Source organism: Pseudomonas sp. AC255, from assembly GCF_979258175.1.
The window spans coordinates 21,841-45,346 of record NZ_OZ409841.1; the positions used below are offsets into that span (position 1 = coordinate 21,841).

General features: G+C 55.6%; 33 protein-coding genes and 2 pseudogenes. 34 read left to right on the forward strand and 1 reads right to left on the reverse strand.

Going from position 1 to position 23,506, the window contains the following annotated elements:
- The first annotated feature begins 99 nt into the window (after positions 1–99).
- The 34 genes and pseudogenes from rpsL (at position 100) to bfr (ending at position 20,575) form a co-directional block, all read left to right on the forward strand.
- A complete protein-coding gene (rpsL, locus tag ACZZ0K_RS00115; RefSeq protein WP_003186084.1) occupies positions 100–471 on the forward strand; it encodes a 30S ribosomal protein S12 in 372 nt (123 codons plus the stop codon).
- A gap of 107 nt (positions 472–578) precedes the next feature.
- Positions 579–1,052 (forward strand): 30S ribosomal protein S7, encoded by a 474-nt coding sequence (rpsG, locus tag ACZZ0K_RS00120; protein WP_016772941.1) that lies wholly within the window; start codon positions 579–581, stop codon positions 1,050–1,052.
- 30 nt (positions 1,053–1,082) lie between these two features.
- Positions 1,083–3,188: an elongation factor G gene (gene fusA, locus ACZZ0K_RS00125; RefSeq protein ID WP_016772942.1), complete on the forward strand. Its 2,106-nt coding sequence runs from the start codon at positions 1,083–1,085 to the stop codon at positions 3,186–3,188.
- Positions 3,189–3,219: 31 nt separating this feature from the next.
- On the forward strand, positions 3,220–4,413 hold the full coding sequence (tuf, locus tag ACZZ0K_RS00130; RefSeq protein WP_064361246.1) for an elongation factor Tu: 1,194 nt from the start codon (positions 3,220–3,222) through the stop codon (positions 4,411–4,413).
- Positions 4,414–4,567: 154 nt separating this feature from the next.
- Positions 4,568–4,879, forward strand: a complete 312-nt coding sequence (gene rpsJ, locus ACZZ0K_RS00135; protein WP_003186070.1) for a 30S ribosomal protein S10 — start codon at positions 4,568–4,570, stop codon at positions 4,877–4,879.
- Between the two features lie 80 nt (positions 4,880–4,959).
- Positions 4,960–5,595: a 50S ribosomal protein L3 gene (gene rplC / locus ACZZ0K_RS00140; RefSeq protein WP_003228738.1), complete on the forward strand. Its 636-nt coding sequence runs from the start codon at positions 4,960–4,962 to the stop codon at positions 5,593–5,595.
- A 12-nt stretch (positions 5,596–5,607) separates the two neighbouring features.
- Positions 5,608–6,210, forward strand: coding sequence for a 50S ribosomal protein L4 (rplD, locus tag ACZZ0K_RS00145; protein WP_003228735.1), 603 nt, complete (start codon positions 5,608–5,610; stop codon positions 6,208–6,210).
- Complete coding sequence (gene rplW, locus ACZZ0K_RS00150; RefSeq protein ID WP_002555488.1) at positions 6,207–6,506, forward strand: 50S ribosomal protein L23; 300 nt, start codon at positions 6,207–6,209, stop codon at positions 6,504–6,506. Before rplD ends, rplW begins: the two co-directional genes overlap by 4 nt.
- Positions 6,507–6,520: 14 nt before the next feature.
- Positions 6,521–7,344, forward strand: a pseudogene (rplB, locus tag ACZZ0K_RS00155) (50S ribosomal protein L2).
- 16 nt (positions 7,345–7,360) lie between these two features.
- Positions 7,361–7,635: pseudogene (gene rpsS / locus ACZZ0K_RS00160) on the forward strand (30S ribosomal protein S19).
- Between the two features lie 11 nt (positions 7,636–7,646).
- Complete coding sequence (gene rplV / locus ACZZ0K_RS00165) at positions 7,647–7,979, forward strand: 50S ribosomal protein L22 (protein ID WP_003103908.1); 333 nt, start codon at positions 7,647–7,649, stop codon at positions 7,977–7,979.
- A gap of 13 nt (positions 7,980–7,992) precedes the next feature.
- Positions 7,993–8,679 carry a 30S ribosomal protein S3 gene (rpsC, locus tag ACZZ0K_RS00170; protein WP_003176422.1) on the forward strand — a complete coding sequence of 229 codons (687 nt, stop codon included), beginning with the start codon at positions 7,993–7,995 and terminating at the stop codon, positions 8,677–8,679.
- Positions 8,680–8,691: 12 nt separating this feature from the next.
- Complete coding sequence (gene rplP / locus ACZZ0K_RS00175) at positions 8,692–9,105, forward strand: 50S ribosomal protein L16 (RefSeq protein ID WP_003228729.1); 414 nt, start codon at positions 8,692–8,694, stop codon at positions 9,103–9,105.
- The gene (gene rpmC / locus ACZZ0K_RS00180) at positions 9,105–9,296 is read left to right on the forward strand and encodes a 50S ribosomal protein L29 (protein ID WP_002555481.1); all 192 of its coding nucleotides are present in this window, start codon (positions 9,105–9,107) and stop codon (positions 9,294–9,296) included. Before rplP ends, rpmC begins: the two co-directional genes overlap by 1 nt.
- Positions 9,297–9,298: 2 nt before the next feature.
- Positions 9,299–9,565 (forward strand): 30S ribosomal protein S17, encoded by a 267-nt coding sequence (rpsQ, locus tag ACZZ0K_RS00185; protein WP_003194644.1) that lies wholly within the window; start codon positions 9,299–9,301, stop codon positions 9,563–9,565.
- Positions 9,566–9,588: 23 nt separating this feature from the next.
- Positions 9,589–9,957 (forward strand): 50S ribosomal protein L14, encoded by a 369-nt coding sequence (gene rplN, locus ACZZ0K_RS00190; protein ID WP_002555479.1) that lies wholly within the window; start codon positions 9,589–9,591, stop codon positions 9,955–9,957.
- Positions 9,958–9,968: 11 nt separating this feature from the next.
- On the forward strand, positions 9,969–10,283 hold the full coding sequence (gene rplX, locus ACZZ0K_RS00195; protein WP_003186046.1) for a 50S ribosomal protein L24: 315 nt from the start codon (positions 9,969–9,971) through the stop codon (positions 10,281–10,283).
- 20 nt (positions 10,284–10,303) lie between these two features.
- The gene (gene rplE, locus ACZZ0K_RS00200) at positions 10,304–10,843 is read left to right on the forward strand and encodes a 50S ribosomal protein L5 (RefSeq protein WP_003210069.1); all 540 of its coding nucleotides are present in this window, start codon (positions 10,304–10,306) and stop codon (positions 10,841–10,843) included.
- Between the two features lie 13 nt (positions 10,844–10,856).
- Entirely contained in the window at positions 10,857–11,162 is a 306-nt protein-coding gene (rpsN, locus tag ACZZ0K_RS00205) for a 30S ribosomal protein S14 (protein WP_003186042.1), read from the forward strand.
- 207 nt (positions 11,163–11,369) lie between these two features.
- Positions 11,370–11,762, forward strand: a complete 393-nt coding sequence (gene rpsH, locus ACZZ0K_RS00210; protein WP_016772944.1) for a 30S ribosomal protein S8 — start codon at positions 11,370–11,372, stop codon at positions 11,760–11,762.
- Positions 11,763–11,773: 11 nt separating this feature from the next.
- On the forward strand, positions 11,774–12,307 hold the full coding sequence (gene rplF / locus ACZZ0K_RS00215) for a 50S ribosomal protein L6 (protein ID WP_003228722.1): 534 nt from the start codon (positions 11,774–11,776) through the stop codon (positions 12,305–12,307).
- Positions 12,308–12,317: 10 nt separating this feature from the next.
- Positions 12,318–12,668 (forward strand): 50S ribosomal protein L18, encoded by a 351-nt coding sequence (rplR, locus tag ACZZ0K_RS00220; RefSeq protein ID WP_003186037.1) that lies wholly within the window; start codon positions 12,318–12,320, stop codon positions 12,666–12,668.
- A gap of 3 nt (positions 12,669–12,671) precedes the next feature.
- Positions 12,672–13,172 carry a 30S ribosomal protein S5 gene (gene rpsE, locus ACZZ0K_RS00225; protein WP_007955637.1) on the forward strand — a complete coding sequence of 167 codons (501 nt, stop codon included), beginning with the start codon at positions 12,672–12,674 and terminating at the stop codon, positions 13,170–13,172.
- A gap of 2 nt (positions 13,173–13,174) precedes the next feature.
- Entirely contained in the window at positions 13,175–13,351 is a 177-nt protein-coding gene (gene rpmD, locus ACZZ0K_RS00230) for a 50S ribosomal protein L30 (RefSeq protein WP_003176408.1), read from the forward strand.
- 3 nt (positions 13,352–13,354) lie between these two features.
- Positions 13,355–13,792, forward strand: coding sequence for a 50S ribosomal protein L15 (gene rplO / locus ACZZ0K_RS00235; RefSeq protein ID WP_258707259.1), 438 nt, complete (start codon positions 13,355–13,357; stop codon positions 13,790–13,792).
- Entirely contained in the window at positions 13,793–15,121 is a 1,329-nt protein-coding gene (gene secY, locus ACZZ0K_RS00240; RefSeq protein ID WP_016772945.1) for a preprotein translocase subunit SecY, read from the forward strand.
- A gap of 27 nt (positions 15,122–15,148) precedes the next feature.
- Positions 15,149–15,265, forward strand: coding sequence for a 50S ribosomal protein L36 (gene rpmJ / locus ACZZ0K_RS00245; RefSeq protein WP_002555468.1), 117 nt, complete (start codon positions 15,149–15,151; stop codon positions 15,263–15,265).
- A 130-nt stretch (positions 15,266–15,395) separates the two neighbouring features.
- Positions 15,396–15,752: a 30S ribosomal protein S13 gene (rpsM, locus tag ACZZ0K_RS00250; protein ID WP_003186020.1), complete on the forward strand. Its 357-nt coding sequence runs from the start codon at positions 15,396–15,398 to the stop codon at positions 15,750–15,752.
- A gap of 30 nt (positions 15,753–15,782) precedes the next feature.
- The gene (gene rpsK / locus ACZZ0K_RS00255) at positions 15,783–16,172 is read left to right on the forward strand and encodes a 30S ribosomal protein S11 (protein ID WP_002555466.1); all 390 of its coding nucleotides are present in this window, start codon (positions 15,783–15,785) and stop codon (positions 16,170–16,172) included.
- 18 nt (positions 16,173–16,190) lie between these two features.
- Positions 16,191–16,811: a 30S ribosomal protein S4 gene (rpsD, locus tag ACZZ0K_RS00260; RefSeq protein WP_003176404.1), complete on the forward strand. Its 621-nt coding sequence runs from the start codon at positions 16,191–16,193 to the stop codon at positions 16,809–16,811.
- A 22-nt stretch (positions 16,812–16,833) separates the two neighbouring features.
- The gene (locus ACZZ0K_RS00265) at positions 16,834–17,835 is read left to right on the forward strand and encodes a DNA-directed RNA polymerase subunit alpha (RefSeq protein WP_016772946.1); all 1,002 of its coding nucleotides are present in this window, start codon (positions 16,834–16,836) and stop codon (positions 17,833–17,835) included.
- 42 nt (positions 17,836–17,877) lie between these two features.
- Entirely contained in the window at positions 17,878–18,264 is a 387-nt protein-coding gene (gene rplQ, locus ACZZ0K_RS00270; protein WP_003176402.1) for a 50S ribosomal protein L17, read from the forward strand.
- 239 nt (positions 18,265–18,503) lie between these two features.
- Positions 18,504–19,940, forward strand: a complete 1,437-nt coding sequence (locus ACZZ0K_RS00275; protein ID WP_258707258.1) for a catalase — start codon at positions 18,504–18,506, stop codon at positions 19,938–19,940.
- Positions 19,941–20,107: 167 nt separating this feature from the next.
- Positions 20,108–20,575, forward strand: a complete 468-nt coding sequence (gene bfr / locus ACZZ0K_RS00280) for a bacterioferritin (protein WP_016772947.1) — start codon at positions 20,108–20,110, stop codon at positions 20,573–20,575.
- Positions 20,576–20,640: 65 nt separating this feature from the next.
- Here bfr and uvrA read toward each other — a convergent pair whose 3' ends face one another.
- A complete protein-coding gene (gene uvrA / locus ACZZ0K_RS00285; protein WP_039761937.1) occupies positions 20,641–23,475 on the reverse strand; it encodes an excinuclease ABC subunit UvrA in 2,835 nt (944 codons plus the stop codon).
- Positions 23,476–23,506: the final 31 nt, after the last annotated feature.

Here is a 23,506-nt window from a genome sequence, read left to right on the forward strand (position 1 = left end):
TTTAGACTCTTGATCCCCTAAATTTGGCGGGAATTCGTTCCTGCCATTTTGCTTTTCTTGCAAGACAATAGCGTCGCAAGACAACAGTGGAGCTAGTAGATGGCAACTATCAACCAGCTGGTACGTCAGCCGCGTAAGCGTATCGTCGAGAAATCCGACGTACCTGCGCTGCAGAACTGCCCGCAACGTCGTGGCGTGTGCACCCGTGTGTACACCACCACGCCGAAAAAACCTAACTCGGCACTGCGTAAAGTATGCCGTGTGCGTCTGACCAACGGTTTCGAGGTTTCCTCGTACATCGGTGGTGAAGGCCACAACCTGCAAGAGCACAGCGTGGTACTGATCCGCGGCGGTCGTGTAAAAGACTTGCCAGGTGTTCGTTACCACACCGTTCGCGGCTCCTTGGATACTTCCGGCGTTAAAGGCCGTAACCAGGGTCGTTCGAAGTACGGTACCAAGCGTCCGAAGTAATCGGCCGTTTTGCAGATTTTTATTTTATTGAGTCGATAAGAGTAAGGTCGGGCACGCATCCTCTGGATCTGTCCCGAGCTAACCTGAAGACCGCTTGAGGGCTTATCATGCCAAGACGTCGCGTAGCAGCAAAGCGTGAGATTCTGGACGATCCGAAATACGGAAGCCAGATCCTCGCCAAATTCATGAACCACGTTATGGAAAGCGGCAAGAAAGCCGTTGCCGAGCGTATCGTTTATGGTGCCCTGGAAACCGTTGCGGCCCGTAAGGCTGGCACCGATCCCCTGGAACTCTTCGAAAAAGCACTCGACGCCATCGCTCCGCTGGTCGAAGTGAAGTCGCGCCGCGTTGGTGGTGCTACTTACCAGGTTCCGGTCGAGGTTCGTCCTTCCCGTCGTAACGCTCTGGCAATGCGCTGGTTGGTAGACTTCGCCCGTAAGCGCGGCGAGAAGTCTATGGCTCTGCGTTTGGCTGGCGAACTGCTGGATGCTGCTGAAGGTAAAGGTGCTGCTGTTAAGAAGCGTGAAGACGTGCACCGTATGGCCGAAGCTAACAAAGCTTTCTCGCACTACCGCTTCTAATTTTAGCTTCACTAATTTTGCGAGGGCTTTATGGCTCGTACTACTCCGATTAGCCGCTACCGTAACATCGGTATCGTCGCTCACGTGGATGCTGGTAAAACCACCACCACCGAGCGCGTACTGTTTTACACCGGCAAAAGTCACAAAATGGGCGAGGTGCATGATGGCGCCGCGACCACAGACTGGATGGTTCAGGAGCAGGAGCGTGGTATTACCATTACTTCTGCTGCCATTACCGCCTTCTGGAAAGGTTCCGAGAAGCAGTACTCTCACGAGCACCGTTTCAACGTAATCGATACCCCGGGCCACGTTGACTTCACCATTGAAGTTGAGCGTTCCCTGCGCGTACTCGACGGCGCTGTCGTTGTGTTCTGCGGTACTTCGGGTGTTGAGCCGCAGTCGGAAACCGTATGGCGTCAAGCCAACAAATACGGCGTTCCACGTCTTGTTTACGTAAACAAGATGGACCGTGCCGGCGCCAACTTCCTGCGCGTGATCGGTCAGATCAAGCAGCGTCTGGGTCACACTCCGGTGCCGATCCAGTTGGCCATCGGTTCCGAAGACAACTTCCAGGGTCAGATCGATCTGATCAACATGCAAGCTGTCTACTGGAACGACTCCGACAAAGGTATGGTTCCTGTTCGCAAGGACATTCCTGCCGAGCTGCAAGAGCTGGCGGAAGAGTGGCGCAACAACATGGTTGAAGCTGCCGCCGAAGCCAACGAAGAGCTGATGAACAAGTACCTGGAAGGCGAAGAGCTGTCGATCGAAGAGATCAAGGCTGCTTTGCGTCAGCGTACTATCGCCGGCGAAATCGTTCTGGCCGTTTGCGGTTCTTCGTTCAAGAACAAGGGCGTTCCCCTGGTTCTCGACGCCGTTATCGACTACCTGCCTGCTCCGACCGACATTCCTGCTATCAAGGGTTCCAACCCTGATAACGAGGAAGAAGAGATGGAGCGTCATGCAGACGACAACGAGCCTTTCGCGGCTCTGGCGTTCAAGATCGCTACCGACCCATTCGTGGGTACTCTGACCTTCGTCCGCGTTTACTCGGGCGTGTTGAACTCCGGCGACGGCGTGATCAACTCGGTCAAAGGCAAGAAAGAGCGCGTGGGTCGTATGGTGCAAATGCACGCAAACGCCCGTGAAGAGATCAAGGAAGTACGCGCTGGTGACATCGCGGCCCTGATCGGCATGAAGGACGTCACCACTGGTGAAACCCTCTGCAACGCTGACAAGCCAATCATCCTGGTTCGCATGGACTTCCCGGAGCCGGTTATTTCGGTTGCCGTAGAGCCTAAGACCAAGGATGACCAGGAAAAAATGGGTATCGCTCTGGGCAAACTTGCTCAGGAAGACCCGTCTTTCCGCGTTAAAACTGATGAAGAGACTGGTCAGACGATCATCTCCGGCATGGGCGAGCTGCACCTGGACATCCTGGTTGACCGGATGCGCCGTGAGTTCAACGTCGAAGCCAACATCGGCAAGCCTCAGGTTTCGTATCGTGAGCGCATCACGAAGAACTGTGAAATCGAAGGCAAGTTCGTTCGTCAGTCCGGTGGTCGCGGCCAGTTCGGTCACTGCTGGATCCGTTTTGCTCCTGCTGACGAAGGTCAGGAAGGTCTGCAATTCGTGAACGAAGTTGTAGGTGGTGTGGTTCCTAAGGAATACATCCCGGCTATCCAGAAGGGTATCGAAGAGCAGATGAAGAACGGCGTTGTTGCCGGCTATCCGCTGATCGGCCTGAAGGCTACCGTGTTCGATGGTTCTTACCACGACGTCGACTCCAACGAGATGGCGTTTAAAGTGGCTGCTTCCATGGCGACCAAGCAACTGGCCCAGAAGGGTGGTGGTGAGTTGCTCGAGCCGATCATGGCGGTAGAGGTTGTTACGCCTGAAGACTATATGGGTGATGTGATGGGCGACCTTAACCGTCGTCGCGGCATGATCCAGGGTATGGAAGACACAGTGTCCGGCAAGGTTATCCGTGCCGAGGTTCCACTGGGTGAGATGTTCGGTTATGCGACCGACGTTCGTTCCATGTCCCAGGGTCGCGCAAGCTACTCTATGGAATTCAAAAAATATGATACGGCTCCGTCGCACATCGTCGAATCCGTAACCAAAAAACAAGGCTGATTCAGCCCCTTTAGGCTAGGAGTTAATTGTCGTGGCTAAAGAAAAATTTGATCGTTCCCTACCGCACGTCAACGTTGGCACCATCGGTCACGTTGACCACGGTAAAACCACTCTGACTGCTGCTCTGACTCGCGTTTGCTCTGAAGTTTTCGGTTCTGCAATCGTTGACTTCGACAAGATCGACAGCGCACCAGAAGAAAAAGCTCGCGGTATCACCATCAACACCGCGCACGTTGAGTACAACTCGAAGATCCGTCACTACGCTCACGTTGACTGCCCAGGTCACGCTGACTACGTGAAGAACATGATCACCGGTGCTGCTCAGATGGACGGCGCTATCCTGGTTTGCTCGGCCGCTGATGGTCCGATGCCGCAAACCCGTGAGCACATCCTGCTGTCCCGTCAGGTTGGCGTTCCGTACATCGTGGTCTTCCTGAACAAGGCTGACCTGGTAGACGACGCTGAGCTGCTGGAACTGGTTGAGATGGAAGTTCGTGACCTGCTGTCGACTTACGACTTCCCGGGCGACGACACTCCGATCATCATCGGTTCGGCTCGTATGGCGCTGGAAGGCAAAGACGACAACGAGATGGGCACCACTGCCGTCAAGAAGCTGGTTGAAACTCTGGATGCCTACATCCCAGAACCAGTTCGTATGATCGACAAGCCATTCCTGATGCCAATCGAAGACGTATTCTCGATCTCGGGTCGCGGTACTGTTGTGACTGGTCGTATCGAGCGCGGTATCGTTCGCGTTCAGGATCCGCTGGAAATCGTTGGTCTGCGTGACACCACCGTTACTACTTGCACCGGTGTTGAAATGTTCCGCAAGCTGCTCGACGAAGGTCGTGCTGGCGAGAACTGCGGCGTTCTGCTGCGTGGTACCAAGCGTGACGACGTTGAGCGTGGCCAGGTTCTGGTCAAGCCAGGTTCGGTCAAGCCGCACACCAAGTTCACCGCAGAAGTTTACGTTCTGAGCAAGGAAGAAGGCGGTCGTCACACTCCGTTCTTCAAAGGCTACCGTCCACAGTTCTACTTCCGTACTACTGACGTGACTGGTAACTGCGAGCTGCCAGAAGGCGTTGAAATGGTAATGCCAGGTGACAACATTCAGATGACTGTTACCCTGATCAAAACCATCGCGATGGAAGATGGTCTGCGTTTCGCTATCCGTGAAGGCGGTCGTACCGTCGGCGCTGGCGTCGTAGCCAAAATCATCGAGTAAGACTTTTAAAGTCAGCTTGATGAATTGAAAAAGCCCCCGCTCAGCGGGGGCTTTTTTATTGGGTTGACACCTATCGGGGGCGTCTATAGAATTGCGCCTCCTTTTAACGGGCGTATTGCGCCCGGTGGGAATAGCAGCCGGAGTCTGAAATCCAATGCAAAATCAGCAAATCCGTATCAGGTTGAAGGCTTTTGACCATCGCCTGATCGACCAATCAACCCAGGAAATCGTGGAAACCGCGAAACGTACTGGTGCTCAAGTGCGTGGTCCAATTCCACTGCCTACCCGTAAAGAGCGGTTCACCGTTCTGGTTTCCCCGCACGTCAACAAAGACGCGCGTGACCAGTACGAGATCCGCACTCATAAGCGTGTTCTGGACATCGTCCAGCCAACGGATAAAACCGTTGACGCGCTGATGAAGCTTGATCTTGCGGCCGGTGTGGAAGTGCAGATCAGCCTCGGCTAAGACTCGGTCTTGGTCGTGTAACGCTCTGAAATGGGCGGCCATAGCGGGTGAAAGCCCCGTACACTCATGAGGTTTACAACATGACTATTGGTGTAGTCGGTCGTAAATGCGGTATGACCCGTATTTTCACCGAAGAAGGTGTCTCCATTCCGGTCACGGTCATTGAGATCGAGCCGAATCGCGTCACCCAGTTCAAAACTGAAGAGACCGATGGCTATCGTGCAGTGCAAGTCACTGTCGGCGAGCGTCGCGCTTCGCGTGTAACAGCAGCTCAGGCTGGCCACTTCGCTAAAGCGAACGTTGCCGCTGGTCGCACCACCATGGAATTCCGCCTTGAAGAAGGCGAGTACCAGGCTGGCGATCTGATCAACGCTGAAATCTTCGCCGCTGGTCAACTGGTTGATGTAACCGGTCAGTCCAAGGGTAAAGGCTTCCAGGGTACGATCAAGCGTTGGAATTTCCGCGGGCAAGATAACACCCACGGTAACTCCGTATCCCACCGCGTCCCAGGCTCTATCGGCCAGTGCCAGACTCCTGGTCGTGTATTCAAGGGCAAAAAAATGTCCGGTCATATGGGCGCTGAGCGCGTGACCGTGCAGTCCCTGGAAGTAGTGCGCGTGGACGCTGAACGCAATCTGTTGTTGGTCAAGGGTGCTGTTCCTGGCGCTACTGGCGGCAACCTGGTTGTACGTCCAGCAGCCAAGGCTCGCGGTTAAGGGGAAGCTGACATGCAATTAAATGTAAATGACGCTCAAGCGATCGAAGTTTCCGAACTGACATTTGGCGGCGAATTCAACGAGACGCTGGTTCACCAAGCAGTCGTGGCCTACATGGCCGGCGGCCGTCAAGGTAGCAAGCAGCAGAAGACCCGTTCCGACGTTCGTGGTGGCGGCAAGCGCCCATGGCGTCAGAAAGGTACTGGCCGTGCTCGTGCCGGTACTATCCGTAGCCCAATCTGGCGTGGCGGCGGTACCACTTTCGCAGCTCGTCCACAGGATCACTCCCAGAAGCTGAACAAGAAGATGTATCGCGCAGCAATGCGTTCCATCCTTGCTGAGCTGGTGCGTACTGATCGTCTGGTCGTGGTTCAGGATTTCGCTGTTGAAACTCCGAAAACCAAAGATCTGCTGGGCAAACTGAACAACATGAGCCTGACCGACGTTCTGATCGTGTCGGACGCTGTTGATCAGAACCTGTACCTGGCTGCTCGCAACCTGCCGCACGTAGATGTACGTGACGTGCAAGGTTCCGATCCAGTTAGTCTGATCGCATACGACAAGGTGTTGATCACCGTGTCGGCCGTGAAGAAATTCGAGGAGCTGCTGGGATGAACCAGGAACGCGTATTTAAAGTTCTGCTTGGCCCGCACGTTTCCGAGAAGGCTACGGTTCTGGCAGACAAGAAAGGCCAGTTCGTTTTCAAGGTTGCTACTGATGCAACCAAGCTGGAAATCAAGAAGGCCGTCGAAAGCCTGTTCAGCGTGAAAGTAGAGCGCGTCACTACCCTGAACGTTCTGGGTAAGAGCAAGCGCACTGCTCGCGGTCTGGGCAAGCGTAATGACTGGAAGAAGGCAGTTATCTCCCTTCAGCCAGGCCAAGATCTCGATTTCAGCAGCAGTGCTGAGTAAGGAAGGGGTGCATCATGGCAATCGTTAAATGCAAACCGACTTCCCTGGCCGCCGTTTTGTGGTCAAGGTGGTCAACCAGGAGCTGCATAAAGGCGCTCCTCACGCACCGCTGCTCGAGAAAAAATCGAAGTCTGGTGGTCGTAACAACAATGGCCGTATTACCACTCGTCACATCGGTGGTGGTCATAAGCAGCATTACCGTATGGTCGATTTCCGTCGCAACGACAAAGATGGCATCGTCGCCACTGTCGAGCGTATCGAATACGATCCAAACCGTACTGCTCACATCGCACTGCTGTGCTACGCAGACGGCGAGCGTCGCTACATCATCGCCCCTAAAGGCGTGAGTGCTGGCGACCAGCTGATCGCAGGCGCTCTGGCTCCAATCAAGCCAGGCAACGCTCTGCAACTGCGCAACATTCCAGTCGGTTCTACCGTACACGGCATCGAATTGAAGCCAGGTAAAGGTGCACAGATCGCTCGTTCCGCTGGTGCTTCGGCTCAGCTGATCGCTCGTGAAGGTGTCTACGTGACCCTGCGTCTGCGTTCCGGTGAAATGCGTAAAGTCCTGGCTGAATGCCGTGCGACCCTGGGTGAAGTCTCGAACTCCGAGCACAGCCTGCGTTCGCTGGGTAAAGCTGGTGCCAAACGCTGGCGTGGCGTTCGCCCAACCGTTCGTGGTGTTGCCATGAACCCGGTTGACCACCCACATGGTGGTGGTGAAGGTCGTACCTCTGGTGGTCGTCATCCGGTATCGCCATGGGGCTTCCCGACTAAGGGCGCGAAGACTCGTGGTAATAAGCGTACCGACAAAATGATCGTCCGTCGTCGCAAGTAAATAGAGGGATACGACAGTGCCACGTTCTCTGAAAAAGGTCCTTTTATTGATCTTCACCTACTGAAGAAGATCGAAGTGGCGGCGGAAAAGAACGATCGCAAACCAATTAAAACCTGGTCGCGTCGTTCGATGATCCTGCCACAAATGGTCGGTCTGACCATCGCAGTACACAACGGTCGTCAGCACGTCCCAGTTCTCGTTAACGAAGACATGGTCGGCCACAAACTGGGCGAGTTCGCCGGTACCCGCAACTATCGCGGGCACGTGGCTGACAAGAAAGCCAAGCGTTAAGGGGTAAGGAAATGGAAGTAGCCGCTAAGTTGTCGGGCGCTCGAATCTCCGCCCAGAAAGCCCGCTTGGTCGCCGACCAGATCCGCGGGAAGAAGGTGGGCGAAGCGCTCAACCTGTTGGCTTTCAGCAGTAAGAAAGCCGCCGAGATCATGAAGAAAGTGCTGGAGTCGGCCGTAGCCAACGCCGAGCATAACGAAGGCGCAGACGTTGATGACCTGAAGGTCAGCACCGTTTTCGTCAACGAAGGGCGTTCGCTGAAGCGCATCATGCCACGTGCCAAAGGCCGTGCTGATCGCATCGTCAAGCGGTCTTGCCATATCACTGTCAAGGTTGCTGACAAGTAACGGAGTCGAAGAGATGGGTCAGAAAGTACATCCCATTGGCATTCGCCTGGGAATCGTCAAGGAGCACACCTCCGTCTGGTACGCAGACGGTCGGACTTATGCGGACTACTTGTTCGCAGATCTGAAAGTGCGTGAGTATCTCCAAGACAAACTAAAAAGCGCGTCCGTAAGCCGTATCGATATCCATCGTCCGGCCCAAACTGCACGCATCACCATCCACACCGCTCGTCCAGGTATCGTTATCGGGAAGAAAGGTGAAGATGTTGAGAAACTGCGTCAGGACCTGACCAAGCAAATGGGTGTGCCTGTGCACATCAATATCGAAGAGATCCGCAAGCCGGAGCTCGACGGTATGCTGGTTGCGCAGAGCGTAGCTCAGCAGCTGGAGCGTCGTGTAATGTTTCGTCGCGCTATGAAGCGCGCTGTACAGAACGCCATGCGCATTGGTGCCAAAGGCATCAAAATCCAAGTGAGCGGTCGTCTCGGCGGTGCTGAAATCGCACGTACTGAATGGTATCGCGAAGGTCGTGTGCCACTGCACACCCTGCGTGCCGACATCGACTATGCCAACTACGAAGCTCACACCACTTACGGTGTGATCGGTGTAAAGGTTTGGATCTTCAAAGGCGAAGTTATTGGTGGTCGCCAAGAAGAACTGAAACCACAAGCACCAGCGCCTCGTAAAAAAGCTGCTAAGTAAGGGGTACGCCAAATGTTGCAACCAAAGCGTACGAAGTTCCGCAAGCAGATGACCGGCCACAACCGTGGTCTGGCACTGCGCGGTAGCAAAGTCAGCTTCGGCGAGTTCGCGCTGAAGTCTGTTGCTCGTGGTCGTCTCACCGCTCGTCAGATCGAGTCAGCGCGTCGTGCTCTGACCCGTCACGTAAAACGTGGCGGCAAGATCTGGATCCGTGTATTCCCGGACAAGCCGATTTCCAAGAAACCTCTCGAGGTTCGTATGGGTAAAGGTAAGGGTAACGTGGAGTACTGGGTTGCCCAGATTCAGCCAGGCAAAGTCCTGTATGAAATCGAGGGTGTTTCTGAAGAGCTGGCGCGTGAGGCTTTCGCCCTGGCTGCTGCAAAGCTGCCGCTCGCCACCTCCTTTGTTAAACGGACGGTGATGTGATGAAAGCGAATGAACTTCGTGAAAAATCCGCACAGCAGCTGAACGAGCAACTGCTCGGCTTGCTGCGCGACCAGTTCAATCTGCGCATGCAGAAAGCAACTGGCCAGTTGGGGCAGTCTCATCTGCTCTCGCAAGTTAAGCGTGACATCGCTCGCGTGAAGACTGTGCTCAACCAGCAGGCAGGTAAGTGATCATGGCTGAAGCCGAAAAAACTGTCCGTACGCTGACTGGCCGTGTTGTCAGCGACAAGATGGACAAAACCATCACCGTTCTGATCGAGCGTCGCGTAAAGCACCCGATCTACGGTAAATACGTTAAGCGTTCGACTAAGCTGCACGCGCACGACGAAACCAATCAGTGCCACATCGGCGACAAAGTCACTATTCGTGAAACTCGTCCGATGGCCAAGACCAAGTCTTGGGCGCTGGTTGATGTTCTCGAACGCGCTGTGGAAGTCTAAGGGCTAGGGGTCGGAGAAATTATATGATTCAGACTCAATCCATGCTCGATGTGGCCGATAACAGCGGCGCTCGCCGTGTTATGTGCATCAAGGTGCTGGGTGGCTCCCATCGTCGTTACGCTGGTATCGGTGACATCATCAAAGTTACCGTGAAGGAAGCAATTCCTCGCGGTAAAGTGAAAAAAGGCCAAGTGATGACTGCTGTTGTAGTCCGCACTCGTCACGGCGTACGTCGTGCTGATGGCTCCATTATCCGCTTTGATGGCAACGCTGCTGTTCTTCTGAACAACAAGCAAGAGCCGATCGGCACCCGTATCTTTGGGCCAGTGACCCGTGAACTTCGTACTGAGAAGTTCATGAAGATCGTCTCGCTCGCCCCAGAAGTGCTGTAAGGAGATCCGACATGCAAAAGATTCGTCGTGACGACGAGATCATCGTGATCGCCGGCAAAGACAAAGGTAAGCGCGGTAAGGTGCTGAAGGTTCTTGCTGACAACCGTCTGGTTGTTGGTGGTCTGAACCTGGTCAAGCGTCATACCAAGCCTAACCCGATGTCGGGCGTACAGGGCGGTATCGTCGAGAAAGAAGCGCCACTGCACGCTTCCAACGTCGCCATCTTCAACGGCGAAACCAACAAGGCTGACCGCGTTGGTTTCAAAGTAGAAGACGGTAAGAAAATTCGTGTCTTCAAGTCGACCCAAAAAGCGGTTGATGCTTGAACACTGCTAGGTAGAAGACCATGGCACGACTAAAAGAGATTTACCGGAAGGAAATCGCTCCGAAACTTAAGGAAGAACTTAAGCTTTCGAACGTGATGGAAGTTCCGCGCGTTACCAAAATCACCCTGAACATGGGTCTGGGCGAAGCGATCGGCGACAAAAAAGTCATCGAGCACGCTGTTGCTGACCTGGAAAAGATCACCGGCCAGAAAGTCGTTGTGACCTACGCTCGTAAATCCATCGCTGGCTTTAAAGTCCGCGAAGGATGGCCGATCGGCGTCAAAGTGACCCTGCGCCGTGAGCGTATGTACGAGTTCCTGGATCGTCTGCTGTCGATCTCCCTGCCTCGGGTTCGCGACTTCCGCGGCCTGAATGCCAAGTCCTTCGATGGTCGCGGCAACTACAGCATGGGCGTGAAAGAGCAGATCATTTTCCCGGAAATCGACTACGACAAGATCGATGCTCTCCGCGGTCTGGACATTACCCTGACCACCACTGCCAAGAACGATGATGAAGGCCGCGCTCTGCTGCGTGCTTTCAAATTCCCGTTCCGCAACTGATTGGAGTAGGAAAATGGCCAAGAAGAGCATGAAGAACCGTGAGCTGAAGCGTCAGCTCACCGTTGCCAAGTACGCCACCAAGCGTGCAGCGCTGAAAGCTATCATCGTCGATCTGAACGCAAGTCCAGAAGCGCGTTGGGAAGCTACCGTAGCTCTGCAGAAGCAACCACGTGACGCAAGCGCTTCGCGCATGCGTAACCGTTGCCGCCTGACTGGTCGTCCGCACGGCGTGTACCGCAAGTTCGGCCTCGGCCGTAACATGCTGCGTCAAGCTGCAATGCGTGGTGACGTGCCAGGTCTGGTTAAAGCCAGCTGGTAATTGTTGTCAAAGTCTCGATGTTCGGGTTCGCAAGAACCTGACCATCGGTGGCCTTGAATCTGAATCAAGCCCCTTTTGGGGCTTGATTCATTTCTGGGGTGTGTCTAGAATGACCGGCTCGCCTGAGCCCGTGTTTTTCTGCCCGGAAGTTCTCGGCGACAAGTAGTAGCCGCAAGGCTAATTTTTTGTATTAGGAGCGTCTAGCCCATGAGTATGCAGGACCCGTTAGCGGACATGCTAACTCGAATCCGTAATGCCCAGATGGCTGAAAAGTCTGTCGTAAGCATGCCGTCTTCCACGTTGAAGGCTGCTGTAGCAAAAGTCCTGAAGGACGAAGGTTACATCGCGGATTTTCAGATCACCACCGACGCCAAGCCGTCGCTGTCCATCTCGCTGAAGTACTTCGAAGGCCGTCCGGTTATCGAAGAAGTGAAGCGCGTTAGTCGTCCAGGCCTGCGTCAGTACAAGTCCGTTGAAGATCTGCCGAAAGTTCGTGGCGGTCTTGGCGTGTCTATCGTCTCCACCAACAAAGGTGTGATGACTGATCGTGCTGCGCGCGCTGCCGGTGTCGGCGGCGAAGTTCTTTGCACTGTGTTCTAAGGGGGATAAGCATGTCTCGCGTCGCTAAGAACCCCGTTAAGCTGCCAGCCGGTGTCGAAGTCAAATTCGCAGGCCAACAGCTTTCGGTGAAGGGTGCCAAGGGCACTCTTGAACTGAACATCCATTCGTCCGTTGAGATCGTTGAAGAAGCTGGTGAGCTGCGTTTTGCTGCTCGCAATGGCGATCAACAAACTCGCGCAATGGCCGGTACCACGCGTGCGTTGGTAAACAACATGGTCCAGGGCGTAAGCCAAGGCTTCGAGCGCAAGCTCCAGCTGGTCGGTGTTGGTTACAAAGCGCAAGCAAAAGGTCAGGTTCTGAACCTGGCTCTTGGCTTCTCGCACCCAGTGGATTACGAACTGCCGGAAGGCATCACCGCTGAGACTCCTAGCCAGACCGATATCCTGATCAAGGGCATCGACAAGCAGCTGGTAGGTCAAGTGGCCGCCGAGATCCGCGACTTCCGTCCACCAGAGCCGTACAAAGGCAAAGGTGTGCGCTACGCGGACGAAGTCGTCCGTCGTAAAGAAGCCAAGAAGAAGTAGGGCATAGCAAATGACCGACAAAAAAGTTACTCGACTGCGTCGCGCTCGCAAAGCACGCCTGAAAATGCACGAACTCGAAGTCGTGCGTCTCTGCGTGTTCCGCTCGTCGCAGCACATCTACGCCCAGGTCATCTCGGCCGACGGCAACAAAGTCCTGGCAAGTGCCTCGACTTTGGATAAAGAACTGCGTGATGGTGCCACTGGCAACATCGACGCGGCCACAAAGGTTGGCCAGCTGGTCGCTACGCGTGCTAAGGCCGCTGGCGTATCGCAAGTGGCTTTCGACCGCTCTGGCTTCAAGTACCATGGCCGCGTTAAAGCGCTGGCTGATGCTGCTCGTGAAGCTGGGCTGGAGTTCTAAGTTATGTCAAATAACGACCAAAAGCGCGACGAAGGCTACATCGAGAAGCTGGTTCAAGTTAACCGCGTAGCCAAAACCGTTAAAGGCGGCCGTATCTTCACTTTCACCGCGTTGACCGTGGTTGGTGATGGTAAAGGGCGTGTTGGCTTCGGCCGTGGCAAGTCGCGTGAAGTGCCTGCTGCGATCCAGAAGGCAATGGAAGCTGCTCGCCGTAACATGATTCAAGTGGACCTGAACGGCACCACTCTGCAGTACGCGATGAAGTCCGCTCACGGCGCTTCGAAGGTGTACATGCAGCCTGCTTCTGAAGGTACCGGTATCATCGCTGGCGGCGCTATGCGTGCTGTCCTCGAAGTTGCTGGCGTTCAGAACGTTCTGGCCAAGTGCTACGGCTCGACTAACCCGGTAAACGTGGTTCACGCCACTTTCAAGGGTCTGAAGGCTATGCAGTCTCCTGAGTCCATCGCTGCCAAGCGTGGCCTGCGTGTTGAGGAGATCAAGTAATCATGGCTACCGTTAAAGTTACGCTGATCAAAAGCATGACCGGCCGCATCCCTAACCACAAACTGTGCGTTAAGGGTCTGGGTCTGCGTCGCATCGGTCACACTGTAGAAGTCCAGGATACTCCCGAGAATCGCGGGATGATCAACAAGGCTTACTACATGCTGCGTGTCGAGGGTTAATCGATGAAACTCAATGATCTGAGTCCAGCGCCGGGTTCCCGTCGCGAAAAGCATCGTCCGGGCCGTGGTATCGGTAGTGGTTTGGGCAAGACTGGTGGCCGTGGTCACAAAGGTCAGACCTCCCGCTCCGGTGGCACCATCGCTCCAGGCTTTGAAGGCGGTCAACAGCCGCTGCATCGTCGTCTGCCTAAGTTCGGTTTCGTTTCCCTGAAAGCCATGGATCGCGCAGAAGTGCGTTTGTCCGAGCTGGCTAAAGTGGAAGGCAACATCGTTACTGTGCAGTCCCTGAAAGATGCCAACGTGATCAACGTCAACGTACAGCGTGTGAAAATCATGCTGTCCGGTGAAGTGACTCGCGCTGTCACTATCGGCAAGGGAATCGGCGCCACCAAAGGTGCGCGTGCGGCTATCGAAGCAGCTGGCGGCAAGTTCGAGGAATAAATGGCTAAGCAAGGTGCTCTCTCTGCGCTCGGCAAAGGCGGTATGTCTGAACTCTGGGCTCGTCTGCGTTTTCTGTTCCTGGCGATTATCGTCTACCGAATAGGCGCACACATCCCGGTTCCAGGTATCAACCCGGACCGACTCGCAGACCTGTTTCGACAGAATGAGGGGACCATTCTTAGCTTGTTCAACATGTTCTCCGGCGGCGCGCTGGAACGGATGAGCATCTTTGCACTGGGGATCATGCCGTACATTTCGGCATCGATCATCATGCAATTGATGACCGCCGTCAGCCCGCAGCTGGAGCAGTTGAAGAAGGAAGGTGAAGCTGGCCGTCGCAAGATTAGCCAGTACACCCGCTACCTCACCGTCGCTCTCGCTCTGGTCCAGGCTATTGGCATGTCCATTGGTCTGGCGGGGCAGGGCGTCGCGTTCACTGGTGACTTTGGCTTCCATTTCGTCGCGGTAACCACATTTGTGGCTGGTGCGATGTTCATGATGTGGCTGGGTGAGCAGATTACTGAGCGTGGTGTTGGCAACGGTATCTCGATGTTGATTTTTTCGGGTATCGTCGCCGGTCTTCCGAGAGCAATCGGGCAGTCTTTCGAGTCTGCGCGTCAGGGCGATATCAACATTTTCGCCCTGGTTGCCATCGGTTTGCTGGCAGTAGCGATTATCGGTTTCGTGGTGTTCATTGAGCGTGGTCAGCGTCGTATCGCTGTTCATTACGCCAAGCGTCAGCAGGGCCGCAAGGTTTTTGCTGCGCAGACAAGCCACTTGCCGCTGAAGGTGAACATGGCCGGTGTTATTCCGGCTATTTTCGCGAGCAGCATTTTGCTGTTCCCGGCTTCGTTGGGTGCCTGGTTCGGTCAGTCTGAAGGTATGGGCTGGTTGCAGGACATCTCGCAGTCGATCGCTCCTGGTCAGCCGTTGAATATTCTGCTGTTTAGTGCAGGGATTATTTTCTTCTGCTTCTTCTATACGGCGTTGATGTTCAATCCGAAAGACGTAGCGGAAAACCTGAAGAAGTCCGGTGCCTTTATTCCGGGCATTCGTCCAGGTGAGCAGTCTGCGCGCTATATTGATGGCGTTCTGACCCGCTTGACCCTGTTCGGTGCTCTTTACATGACGGCCGTGTGCCTGTTGCCCCAATTCCTGGTGGTTGCAGCAAACGTTCCGTTCTACCTTGGCGGGACCTCGTTGCTGATCGTGGTCGTGGTTGTGATGGACTTCATGTCCCAAGTACAATCGCACCTCGTTTCGCACCAGTACGAATCCCTGATGAAGAAAGCCAACCTGAAGGGTTACGGCAGCGGCATGTTGCGCTGAGTACCCATAAGGTTCGAGGAGTTGGTGATGAAAGTTCGTGCATCGGTGAAAAAGCTGTGCCGTAACTGCAAGATTATTCGCCGCGAAGGTGTTGTTCGAGTAATTTGCAGCGCGGAACCGCGTCACAAACAGCGCCAAGGCTGAGTGTGATTGTGCTTCAAGCCCGGTAGCTAGTGCGCTACCGGGTTGATTATTTGTTATTACAGCGATATTATCTCGCGCCCTATTTCTTGGCTTCCGGGGCGTAGGTAGCTGTCAATTGGAGTCCCACTGAATGGCCCGTATTGCAGGCGTTAACATTCCAGATAACAAGCATACTGTTATCTCGCTGACCTACATCTATGGTGTTGGTCGCACTACTGCGCAGAAGATCTGTGCAGTGACTGGGGTAAACCCAGCAGCAAAGATCAAAGATCTGAGCGACGAGCAAATTGAACAGCTGCGTGGCGAAGTGGCGAAGTTCACCACTGAAGGTGACCTGCGTCGCGAAATCAACATGAAAATCAAGCGCTTGATGGACCTCGGTTGCTATCGCGGTCTGCGTCATCGTCGTGGTCTGCCAGTACGCGGTCAGCGTACCAAGACCAATGCGCGTACCCGTAAAGGTCCGCGTAAGCCGATCCGCAAGTAATCGCCCCAGCGAATCGACAGGAATTTAATCATGGCAAAACCTGCTGCTCGTCCTCGTAAAAAAGTTAAAAAGACAGTGGTTGATGGCATCGCCCACATCCATGCATCTTTTAACAACACCATCGTGACCATTACCGACCGTCAAGGTAACGCTCTTTCCTGGGCTACCTCCGGTGGTTCGGGTTTCCGCGGTTCCCGCAAGTCCACCCCGTTCGCTGCTCAAGTAGCTGCTGAGCGTGCTGGTCAAGCTGCGCTGGAATACGGCCTGAAAAACCTCGACGTCAACGTCAAGGGTCCAGGTCCAGGTCGTGAATCCGCAGTCCGCGCTTTGAACGGCTGTGGCTACAAGATCGCCAGCATCACCGACGTGACGCCAATCCCGCACAACGGGTGCCGTCCGCCGAAGAAGCGCCGCGTGTAATCCAGGAGATTGTAAAGAATGGCTCGTTACATTGGTCCAAAATGCAAACTCGCTCGTCGCGAAGGCACCGATCTCTTCCTGAAGAGCGGCGTGCGCGCGATCGAATCGAAGTGCAACATTGAAGCAGCACCTGGTATCCACGGCCAGCGCCGCGGTCGCCAGTCCGACTACGGCACCCAACTGCGTGAAAAGCAGAAGGTCCGTCGTATCTACGGCGTTCTCGAGCGTCAGTTCAGCGGCTACTACAAAGAAGCTGCTGGCAAAAAAGGTGCAACCGGTGAAAACCTGCTGCAACTGCTCGAATGCCGTCTGGACAACGTTGTATACCGTATGGGCTTTGGTTCGACTCGTGCCGAATCCCGTCAACTGGTATCGCACAAGTCGATCAGCGTTAACGGTCAGACCGTAAACGTTCCGTCGTATCAGGTTCGTGCTGGTGACGTGGTTGCAGTTCGCGAGAAAGCAAAAAACCAGCTTCGCATTGTCCAAGCTCTCGATCTGTGTGCCCAACGTGGCCGCGTAGAATGGGTAGAAGTAGACACTGAGAAGAAGTCGGGCGTTTTCAAGAACGTTCCTGCTCGCAGTGATCTGTCCGCCGACATCAACGAAAGCCTGATTGTCGAGCTCTACTCCAAGTAAGGGCTAGAAAATAGGTGCATCCATGCAGATTTCGGTAAATGAGTTCCTGACACCCCGCCACATTGATGTGCAGGTTGTCAGTCCAACCCGCGCCAAGATCACTCTCGAGCCTCTCGAGCGTGGTTTTGGCCACACCCTGGGCAACGCGCTGCGCCGCATCCTGTTGTCCTCAATGCCCGGCTGCGCAGTAGTCGAGGCCGAGATTGACGGTGTGCTCCACGAGTACAGCGCCATCGAAGGTGTACAGGAAGACGTAATTGAAATCCTGTTGAACCTTAAAGGTCTGGCCATCAAGCTGCACGGTCGTGACGAAGTTACGCTGACCTTGTCGAAGAAGGGTTCGGGGGTGGTTACCGCTGCCGATATTCAGCTGGATCATGATGTCGAGATCGTTAATCCCGATCACGTAATCGCTAACCTGGCGTCTAACGGCGCCCTGAACATGAAGCTCACCGTAGCTCGTGGTCGTGGTTATGAACCAGCCGACTCGCGTCAGAGCGATGAAGACGAAAGCCGCAGCATCGGTCGCTTGCAGCTCGACTCTTCGTTCAGCCCGGTTCGCCGTATCGCTTACGTGGTGGAAAACGCCCGTGTCGAACAGCGTACCAACCTGGACAAGCTGGTTATTGATCTGGAAACCAACGGTACCCTGGATCCTGAAGAGGCTATCCGTCGCGCTGCAACCATCCTGCAACAGCAGCTGGCTGCGTTCGTCGACCTCAAAGGTGAAAGTGAGCCGCTGGTTGTCGAGCAGGAAGACGAGATCGATCCGATCCTGCTTCGCCCGGTTGACGATCTGGAACTGACTGTACGTTCGGCTAACTGCCTTAAGGCGGAAAACATCTACTACATCGGCGACCTGATTCAGCGTACCGAAGTAGAGCTGTTGAAGACTCCGAACCTGGGCAAGAAATCCTTGACTGAAATCAAGGACGTTCTGGCCTCCCGCGGTCTGTCCCTCGGCATGCGCCTCGACAACTGGCCGCCTGCAAGTCTTAAGAAGGACGACAAGGCGACTGCCTGATCGTCGTAATCACCGAACGTAGTGTTTGGTAAGGAATGAACCATGCGTCATCGTAAAAGTGGTCGTCACCTGAGCCGCACCAGCTCGCACCGCAAGGCCATGTTCCAAAACATGGCGGTGTCGCTGTTCGAGCACGAGCTGATCAAAACTACTCTGCCAAAAGCCAAAGAACTGCGCCGCGTTGCCGAGCCGCTGATCACTCTGGCCAAGACAGACAGCCTGGCTAACCGCCGTCTGGCTTTCGACCGTACTCGTTCGAAAGCTATCGTTGGTAAGCTCTTCAACGACCTGGGCAAGCGTTACGCTACCCGTGAGGGTGGCTACCTGCGCATCCTCAAGTGCGGTTTCCGCGCTGGCGACAACGCGCCTATGGCGTACGTCGAGTTGGTTGATCGTGCTACTGCTGGCGAAGCTGTATCCGCCGAGTAAGACGTCAGTCTGAAACGAAAAACCGGGCCTAGTGCCCGGTTTTTTGTGTCTGTAAGAAATGCGCCGTCCATACAAGTTTCTGACATGGTTGAACTGCCACTATGTGCCGGGAAAACATAATTAGTAATTATCTATCGATGCTTGCAGGTTAATGAATTTGTAGCTGTAACGTCGATGATCAATACTTCCCGCCAAGCCCATTAGCCGGCAGTTCAAGACTGACAGAGGAAGAAGACCGCATGAGCCAGACCAAGACGCTTACAACCGCCAGTGGCGCGCCAGTCGCTGATAACCAGAATTCCCGTTCCGCCGGCCCACGCGGTCCGCTGCTTCTCGACGATTTCCATCTGATCGAAAAACTCGCGCACTTCAACCGTGAAAACATTCCTGAGCGCCGTGTCCACGCTAAAGGCTCGGGCGCCTACGGCACGTTCACCGTTACCCGTGACATCACTGAATACACCAGTGCGAAGTTGTTCGAGACGGTAGGCAAACAAACGCCAACCTTTCTGCGCTTTTCCACCGTAGGTGGCGAGCGTGGTTCGGCCGACACCGAGCGCGATCCGCGCGGCTTCGCCTTGAAGTTCTACACCGAGGAAGGCAACTGGGACATCGTTGGCAACAACACGCCAGTGTTCTTCATCCGTGATCCGCTGAAGTTTCCGGACTTTATCCACACGCAAAAGCGTCTGCCGCAAAGCAACTTGAAAAGCGCGCAGATGATGTGGGATTTCTGGTCGCATTCGCCTGAGGCGCTGCACCAGGTCACTATCCTGTTTTCTGATCGTGGCATCCCTGACGGCTATCGCCATATGCATGGCTTCGGCAGTCACACTTACAGCCTGATCAACGCCAAAGGCGAGCGTCACTGGGTGAAGTGGCACTACAAGACTCAGCAAGGCATCAAGAACCTGGCACCAGCCGAGGCCGCCCGTTTGGCCGGTACTGACCCGGACTACGCGCAGCGTGACCTGTTCGAGGCCATCGAGCGCGGTGAATTCCCGAAATGGCGCGTGTGCATTCAGATCATGACGGAAGCGCAAGCGGCGGCTCATTACGAGAACCCATTCGACGTGACCAAGACCTGGTCGCAGAAGGAGTTTCCGTTGATCGAAGTTGGTGAGCTGGAGTTGAACCGCAACCCGCTGAACTACTTCGCTGAAGTTGAACAGGCTGCGTTTGGCCCGAGCAACATGGTGCCAGGCGTGGGGCTGTCGCCAGACCGCATGCTGCAAGGTCGCGTATTCGCCTACGCTGACGCGCACCGCTACCGTGTGGGCACCAACCACCAGCAATTGCCGGTGAACGCTCCGCGCAGCCCGGTGAATACTTATCAGCGTGACGGCTCTATGGCGTTCGGCAGCAATGGCGGCGCGGCGCCGAACTATGAACCGAACAGCTACGTTGAGTCGCCGAAGCAAGCGCCGCATTACGCGGAGCCAGCGCTGGCCTTGAGCGGTGCCGCTGATCGCTATGATCACCGCGAAGACACCGACTACTACAGCCATGCCGGTGCCTTGTTCCGCTTGATGAGCGACGAGCAGAAAGCATTGCTGGTCAGCAACATTGCCGGTGCGATGGCGGGTGTTTCCAGCGACGTCGTCGATCGTCAGTTGCAGCATTTCTACAAAGCCGATCCGGCGTATGGAGAAGCAATCGCAAAGCTGCTCAACTGACAGCTTAACGTAGTCTAAACGAGAAGCAGAACCGCCCTCATTTGGGCGGTTTTTGCGTTATTTGGCCTGCTTTTCTCAGAATATCTTCGCTTTTATTGCGTGCGGTGAGTGACCTTCCAGTCAGGTTGGTTCAAACTACAGACTTTCAGGAAGGGAGATGTCGGGCGATGCAAGGCCACCCAGATGTAATCGATTACCTCAATACGTTGCTGACCGGCGAGCTGGCCGCGCGTGACCAATATTTCGTTCATTCGCGGATGTATGAGGACTGGGGGTTTACCAAGCTCTACGAGCGCATCAACCACGAGATGGAAGAAGAGGCCGGCCACGCCGATGCATTGATGCGGCGGATTCTGATGCTCGAAGGCACGCCGCGCATGCGTCCGGATGATCTGGATGTCGGCACCACCGTGCCTACGATGCTCGAAGCTGATCTGCGCCTCGAGTACAAAGTCCGCGCTGCGCTGTGCAAAGGCATCGAACTTTGCGAGCAACACAAGGACTACGTCAGTCGCGAAATTCTGCGGGTTCAGCTCAACGACACCGAAGAAGATCACACCTACTGGCTGGAAAAGCAGTTGGGCCTGATCAAGCTAATCGGTCTCGAGAACTACCTGCAATCCCACGCGTCCTGATTGCACCAGCTACAAAAAAGCCCCTGGCACCTCAACGGTGACAGGGGCTTTTTCATGCCTGGCAGTTAAGCCCGATCGCGGATCAGCAGTGGCTTGAGGTAATGGCCGGTGTGAGATTGCTTCATCTCGGCGACTTCCTCCGGCGTACCGGTGGCAATGATCTGCCCGCCCTTGGAACCGCCTTCAGGACCGAGGTCCACCAGCCAGTCAGCGGTCTTGATCACATCGAGGTTGTGCTCAATGACCACCACGGTGTTGCCGTGGTCGCGCAGACGATGGAGGACGTCGAGCAATTGCTGGATATCGGCGAAGTGCAGGCCGGTGGTTGGCTCGTCGAGGATGTACAGGGTCTTGCCGGTATCGCGTTTGGACAGCTCGCGCGACAACTTGACCCGCTGAGCTTCACCGCCGGACAGGGTCGTCGCCGACTGCCCGAGCTTGATGTAGGACAGGCCGACATCCATCAGCGTTTGCAGCTTGCGCGCCAGTGCCGGCACTGCATCGAAGAACTCCCGAGCTTCCTCGATGGTCATTTCGAGGGTCTCGTGGATGCTCTTGCCCTTGTACTTGATTTCAAGGGTTTCGCGGTTGTAGCGCTTGCTCTTGCACACATCGCAGGGCACGTAGATGTCCGGCAGAAAGTGCATTTCCACCTTGATCAGGCCGTCGCCCTGGCACGCTTCGCAGCGACCGCCCTTGACGTTGAACGAGAAACGCCCCGGGCCGTAACCCCGGGAGCGCGACTCGGGCACGCCGGCAAACAGTTCGCGGATCGGCGTGAACAGCCCGGTATAGGTCGCCGGGTTGGAGCGCGGCGTACGACCGATCGGGCTCTGGTCGATGTCGACGACTTTGTCGAGATGTTCCAAACCTTTGATGCTGTCATGTGCGGCCGCTTCCAGCGTGGTCGCACCATTGAGCGCCGTGGCGCTCAGCGGGAACAGCGTGTTGTTGATCAGCGTCGATTTGCCCGAACCGGATACGCCAGTCACGCACGTCAGCAGGCCGATCGGGATGTCCAGATCGACATTGCGCAGATTGTTGCCGCGCGCACCTTTGAGCGACAGGTTGAGCTTCTTGTTGCGCGGCGTGCGCTTGGCCGGCACTTCGATCTTCACCCGGCCGGACAGGTATTTGCCGGTCAGCGAATCAGGGTGTGCCATGACTTCGTCCGGCGTGCCCTCGGCAACGATCTGCCCGCCGTGCACACCGGCGCCCGGGCCGATATCGACGACATAGTCAGCCAGACGAATCGCGTCTTCATCATGCTCGACCACGATTACCGTGTTGCCGATATCGCGCAAATGCTTGAGCGTACCGAGCAGCCGGTCGTTGTCGCGCTGATGCAAGCCAATGGATGGTTCATCGAGGATATACAGAACGCCGACCAGGCCCGCGCCAATCTGGCTTGCCAGACGAATCCGTTGCGCCTCGCCACCGGACAATGTGTCGGCACTGCGATCCAGCGACAGATAGTCGAGGCCGACGTTGACCAGAAATTGCAGACGCTCGCGGATTTCCTTGAGGATCTTGTCGGCGATCTCGCCACGCCGACCGGTCATCTTCAGCGCACCGAAGTATTCACAGGCATCGCCGATCGGCAGATTGGTCACTGCCGGCAGGGTTTTCTCGCCGACCCAGACGTGCCGGGCTTCGCGGCGCAAACGCGTGCCACGGCAATCCGGGCAGGCCTGATGGCTGAGGAACTTGGCCAGCTCTTCGCGCACGCTCGCCGATTCGGTTTCGCGATAGCGACGCTCAAGATTCGGCACGATGCCTTCGAACGGGTGCGAGCGTTTGACGATGTCGCCACGGTCGTTCAGGTATTTGAAGTCGACGTTCTGCGAGCCGCTGCCATGCAGGATGAACTTCTGCTGCTCGGCGCTCAGGTCGTTGAAGGGCTTGTCCAGACTGAATTTGTAGTGCGAGGCGAGTGAGCCAAGCATCTGGAAGTAATAGACGTTGCGCCGGTCCCAGCCGCGTATTGCACCTTCGGCCAGGGTCAGCTCGCCATTGACCAGACGCTTGATGTCAAAGAACTGCTTCACACCCAGGCCATCGCAGGTCGGGCAGGCGCCGGCCGGGTTGTTGAAGGAAAACAGCTTGGGTTCCAGCTCGCTGATCGCATGGCCGCAGATCGGGCAGGCGAAGCGTGCGGAGAAGATCATTTCTTCGCCGGGCTCGTCGTCCATCGGCGCGACCAGGGCAATTCCGTCGGCGAGTTTCAGCGCAGTCTCGAAAGACTCGGCGAGGCGCTGCTGCAGATCGGCGCGGACCTTGAAGCGGTCAACGATCACATCGATCGAATGCTTCTTCTGTTTATCCAGCTTCGGCAGCTCGTCGAGCTCGCAAATGCGTCCGTTGACCCGGGCGCGGACGAAACCTTGCGCACGCAATTCTTCGAAGACCGACAGGTGTTCGCCTTTGCGTTCGCGGATCACCGGTGCCAGCAACATCAGTTTGCTGCCTTCCGGCTGCGCCAGCACCAGATCGACCATCTGGCTGACGGTCTGCGCCTCCAGCGGAATGTCGTGATCCGGGCAGCGCGGCGTGCCCACGCGGGCATAGAGCAAGCGCAGGTAGTCGTAGATTTCGGTGATGGTGCCGACCGTCGAACGCGGGTTGTGCGAGGTCGACTTCTGTTCGATGGAGATCGCCGGCGACAGGCCTTCGATGGTGTCGACGTCGGGTTTTTCCATCATCGACAGGAACTGCCGGGCATAGGCCGACAGCGATTCGACATAGCGGCGCTGACCTTCGGCATACAGCGTGTCGAACGCCAGGGACGACTTGCCGGATCCGGACAGGCCGGTGATGACGATCAGCTTGTCCCGTGGCAGGGTCAGGTCGATGTTCTTCAGGTTGTGGGTACGGGCCCCACGTATCAGGATCTTGTCCAAAGTGGCCTCGCTTGGCGGGCGTCGAAAACGT

Excerpts from the sequence above, each read along its gene's own strand:
- rplX (WP_003186046.1), top strand. The coding sequence starts at position 9,969 with ATGCAAAAGATTCGTCGTGACGACGAGATCATCGTGATCGCCGGCAAA.
- rplP (WP_003228729.1), top strand. The coding sequence starts at position 8,692 with ATGTTGCAACCAAAGCGTACGAAGTTCCGCAAGCAGATGACCGGCCAC.
- rplR (WP_003186037.1), top strand. The coding sequence starts at position 12,318 with ATGACCGACAAAAAAGTTACTCGACTGCGTCGCGCTCGCAAAGCACGC.
- ACZZ0K_RS00275 (WP_258707258.1), top strand. The coding sequence starts at position 18,504 with ATGAGCCAGACCAAGACGCTTACAACCGCCAGTGGCGCGCCAGTCGCT.
- secY (WP_016772945.1), top strand. The coding sequence starts at position 13,793 with ATGGCTAAGCAAGGTGCTCTCTCTGCGCTCGGCAAAGGCGGTATGTCT.
- rplQ (WP_003176402.1), top strand. The coding sequence starts at position 17,878 with ATGCGTCATCGTAAAAGTGGTCGTCACCTGAGCCGCACCAGCTCGCAC.
- rplE (WP_003210069.1), top strand. The coding sequence starts at position 10,304 with ATGGCACGACTAAAAGAGATTTACCGGAAGGAAATCGCTCCGAAACTT.
- rplW (WP_002555488.1), top strand. The coding sequence starts at position 6,207 with ATGAACCAGGAACGCGTATTTAAAGTTCTGCTTGGCCCGCACGTTTCC.
- rplF (WP_003228722.1), top strand. The coding sequence starts at position 11,774 with ATGTCTCGCGTCGCTAAGAACCCCGTTAAGCTGCCAGCCGGTGTCGAA.
- rplD (WP_003228735.1), top strand. The coding sequence starts at position 5,608 with ATGCAATTAAATGTAAATGACGCTCAAGCGATCGAAGTTTCCGAACTG.
- rpsL (WP_003186084.1), top strand. The coding sequence starts at position 100 with ATGGCAACTATCAACCAGCTGGTACGTCAGCCGCGTAAGCGTATCGTC.
- rpsK (WP_002555466.1), top strand. The coding sequence starts at position 15,783 with ATGGCAAAACCTGCTGCTCGTCCTCGTAAAAAAGTTAAAAAGACAGTG.
- rpsN (WP_003186042.1), top strand. The coding sequence starts at position 10,857 with ATGGCCAAGAAGAGCATGAAGAACCGTGAGCTGAAGCGTCAGCTCACC.
- rpsH (WP_016772944.1), top strand. The coding sequence starts at position 11,370 with ATGAGTATGCAGGACCCGTTAGCGGACATGCTAACTCGAATCCGTAAT.
- rpsC (WP_003176422.1), top strand. The coding sequence starts at position 7,993 with ATGGGTCAGAAAGTACATCCCATTGGCATTCGCCTGGGAATCGTCAAG.
- ACZZ0K_RS00265 (WP_016772946.1), top strand. The coding sequence starts at position 16,834 with ATGCAGATTTCGGTAAATGAGTTCCTGACACCCCGCCACATTGATGTG.
- rpsQ (WP_003194644.1), top strand. The coding sequence starts at position 9,299 with ATGGCTGAAGCCGAAAAAACTGTCCGTACGCTGACTGGCCGTGTTGTC.
- rplC (WP_003228738.1), top strand. The coding sequence starts at position 4,960 with ATGACTATTGGTGTAGTCGGTCGTAAATGCGGTATGACCCGTATTTTC.
- rpsM (WP_003186020.1), top strand. The coding sequence starts at position 15,396 with ATGGCCCGTATTGCAGGCGTTAACATTCCAGATAACAAGCATACTGTT.
- rplN (WP_002555479.1), top strand. The coding sequence starts at position 9,589 with ATGATTCAGACTCAATCCATGCTCGATGTGGCCGATAACAGCGGCGCT.
- fusA (WP_016772942.1), top strand. The coding sequence starts at position 1,083 with ATGGCTCGTACTACTCCGATTAGCCGCTACCGTAACATCGGTATCGTC.
- rpsE (WP_007955637.1), top strand. The coding sequence starts at position 12,672 with ATGTCAAATAACGACCAAAAGCGCGACGAAGGCTACATCGAGAAGCTG.
- rpsD (WP_003176404.1), top strand. The coding sequence starts at position 16,191 with ATGGCTCGTTACATTGGTCCAAAATGCAAACTCGCTCGTCGCGAAGGC.
- rpmJ (WP_002555468.1), top strand. The coding sequence starts at position 15,149 with ATGAAAGTTCGTGCATCGGTGAAAAAGCTGTGCCGTAACTGCAAGATT.
- rpmD (WP_003176408.1), top strand. The coding sequence starts at position 13,175 with ATGGCTACCGTTAAAGTTACGCTGATCAAAAGCATGACCGGCCGCATC.
- bfr (WP_016772947.1), top strand. The coding sequence starts at position 20,108 with ATGCAAGGCCACCCAGATGTAATCGATTACCTCAATACGTTGCTGACC.
- rpmC (WP_002555481.1), top strand. The coding sequence starts at position 9,105 with ATGAAAGCGAATGAACTTCGTGAAAAATCCGCACAGCAGCTGAACGAG.
- rpsG (WP_016772941.1), top strand. The coding sequence starts at position 579 with ATGCCAAGACGTCGCGTAGCAGCAAAGCGTGAGATTCTGGACGATCCG.
- rplO (WP_258707259.1), top strand. The coding sequence starts at position 13,355 with ATGAAACTCAATGATCTGAGTCCAGCGCCGGGTTCCCGTCGCGAAAAG.
- rpsJ (WP_003186070.1), top strand. The coding sequence starts at position 4,568 with ATGCAAAATCAGCAAATCCGTATCAGGTTGAAGGCTTTTGACCATCGC.
- rplV (WP_003103908.1), top strand. The coding sequence starts at position 7,647 with ATGGAAGTAGCCGCTAAGTTGTCGGGCGCTCGAATCTCCGCCCAGAAA.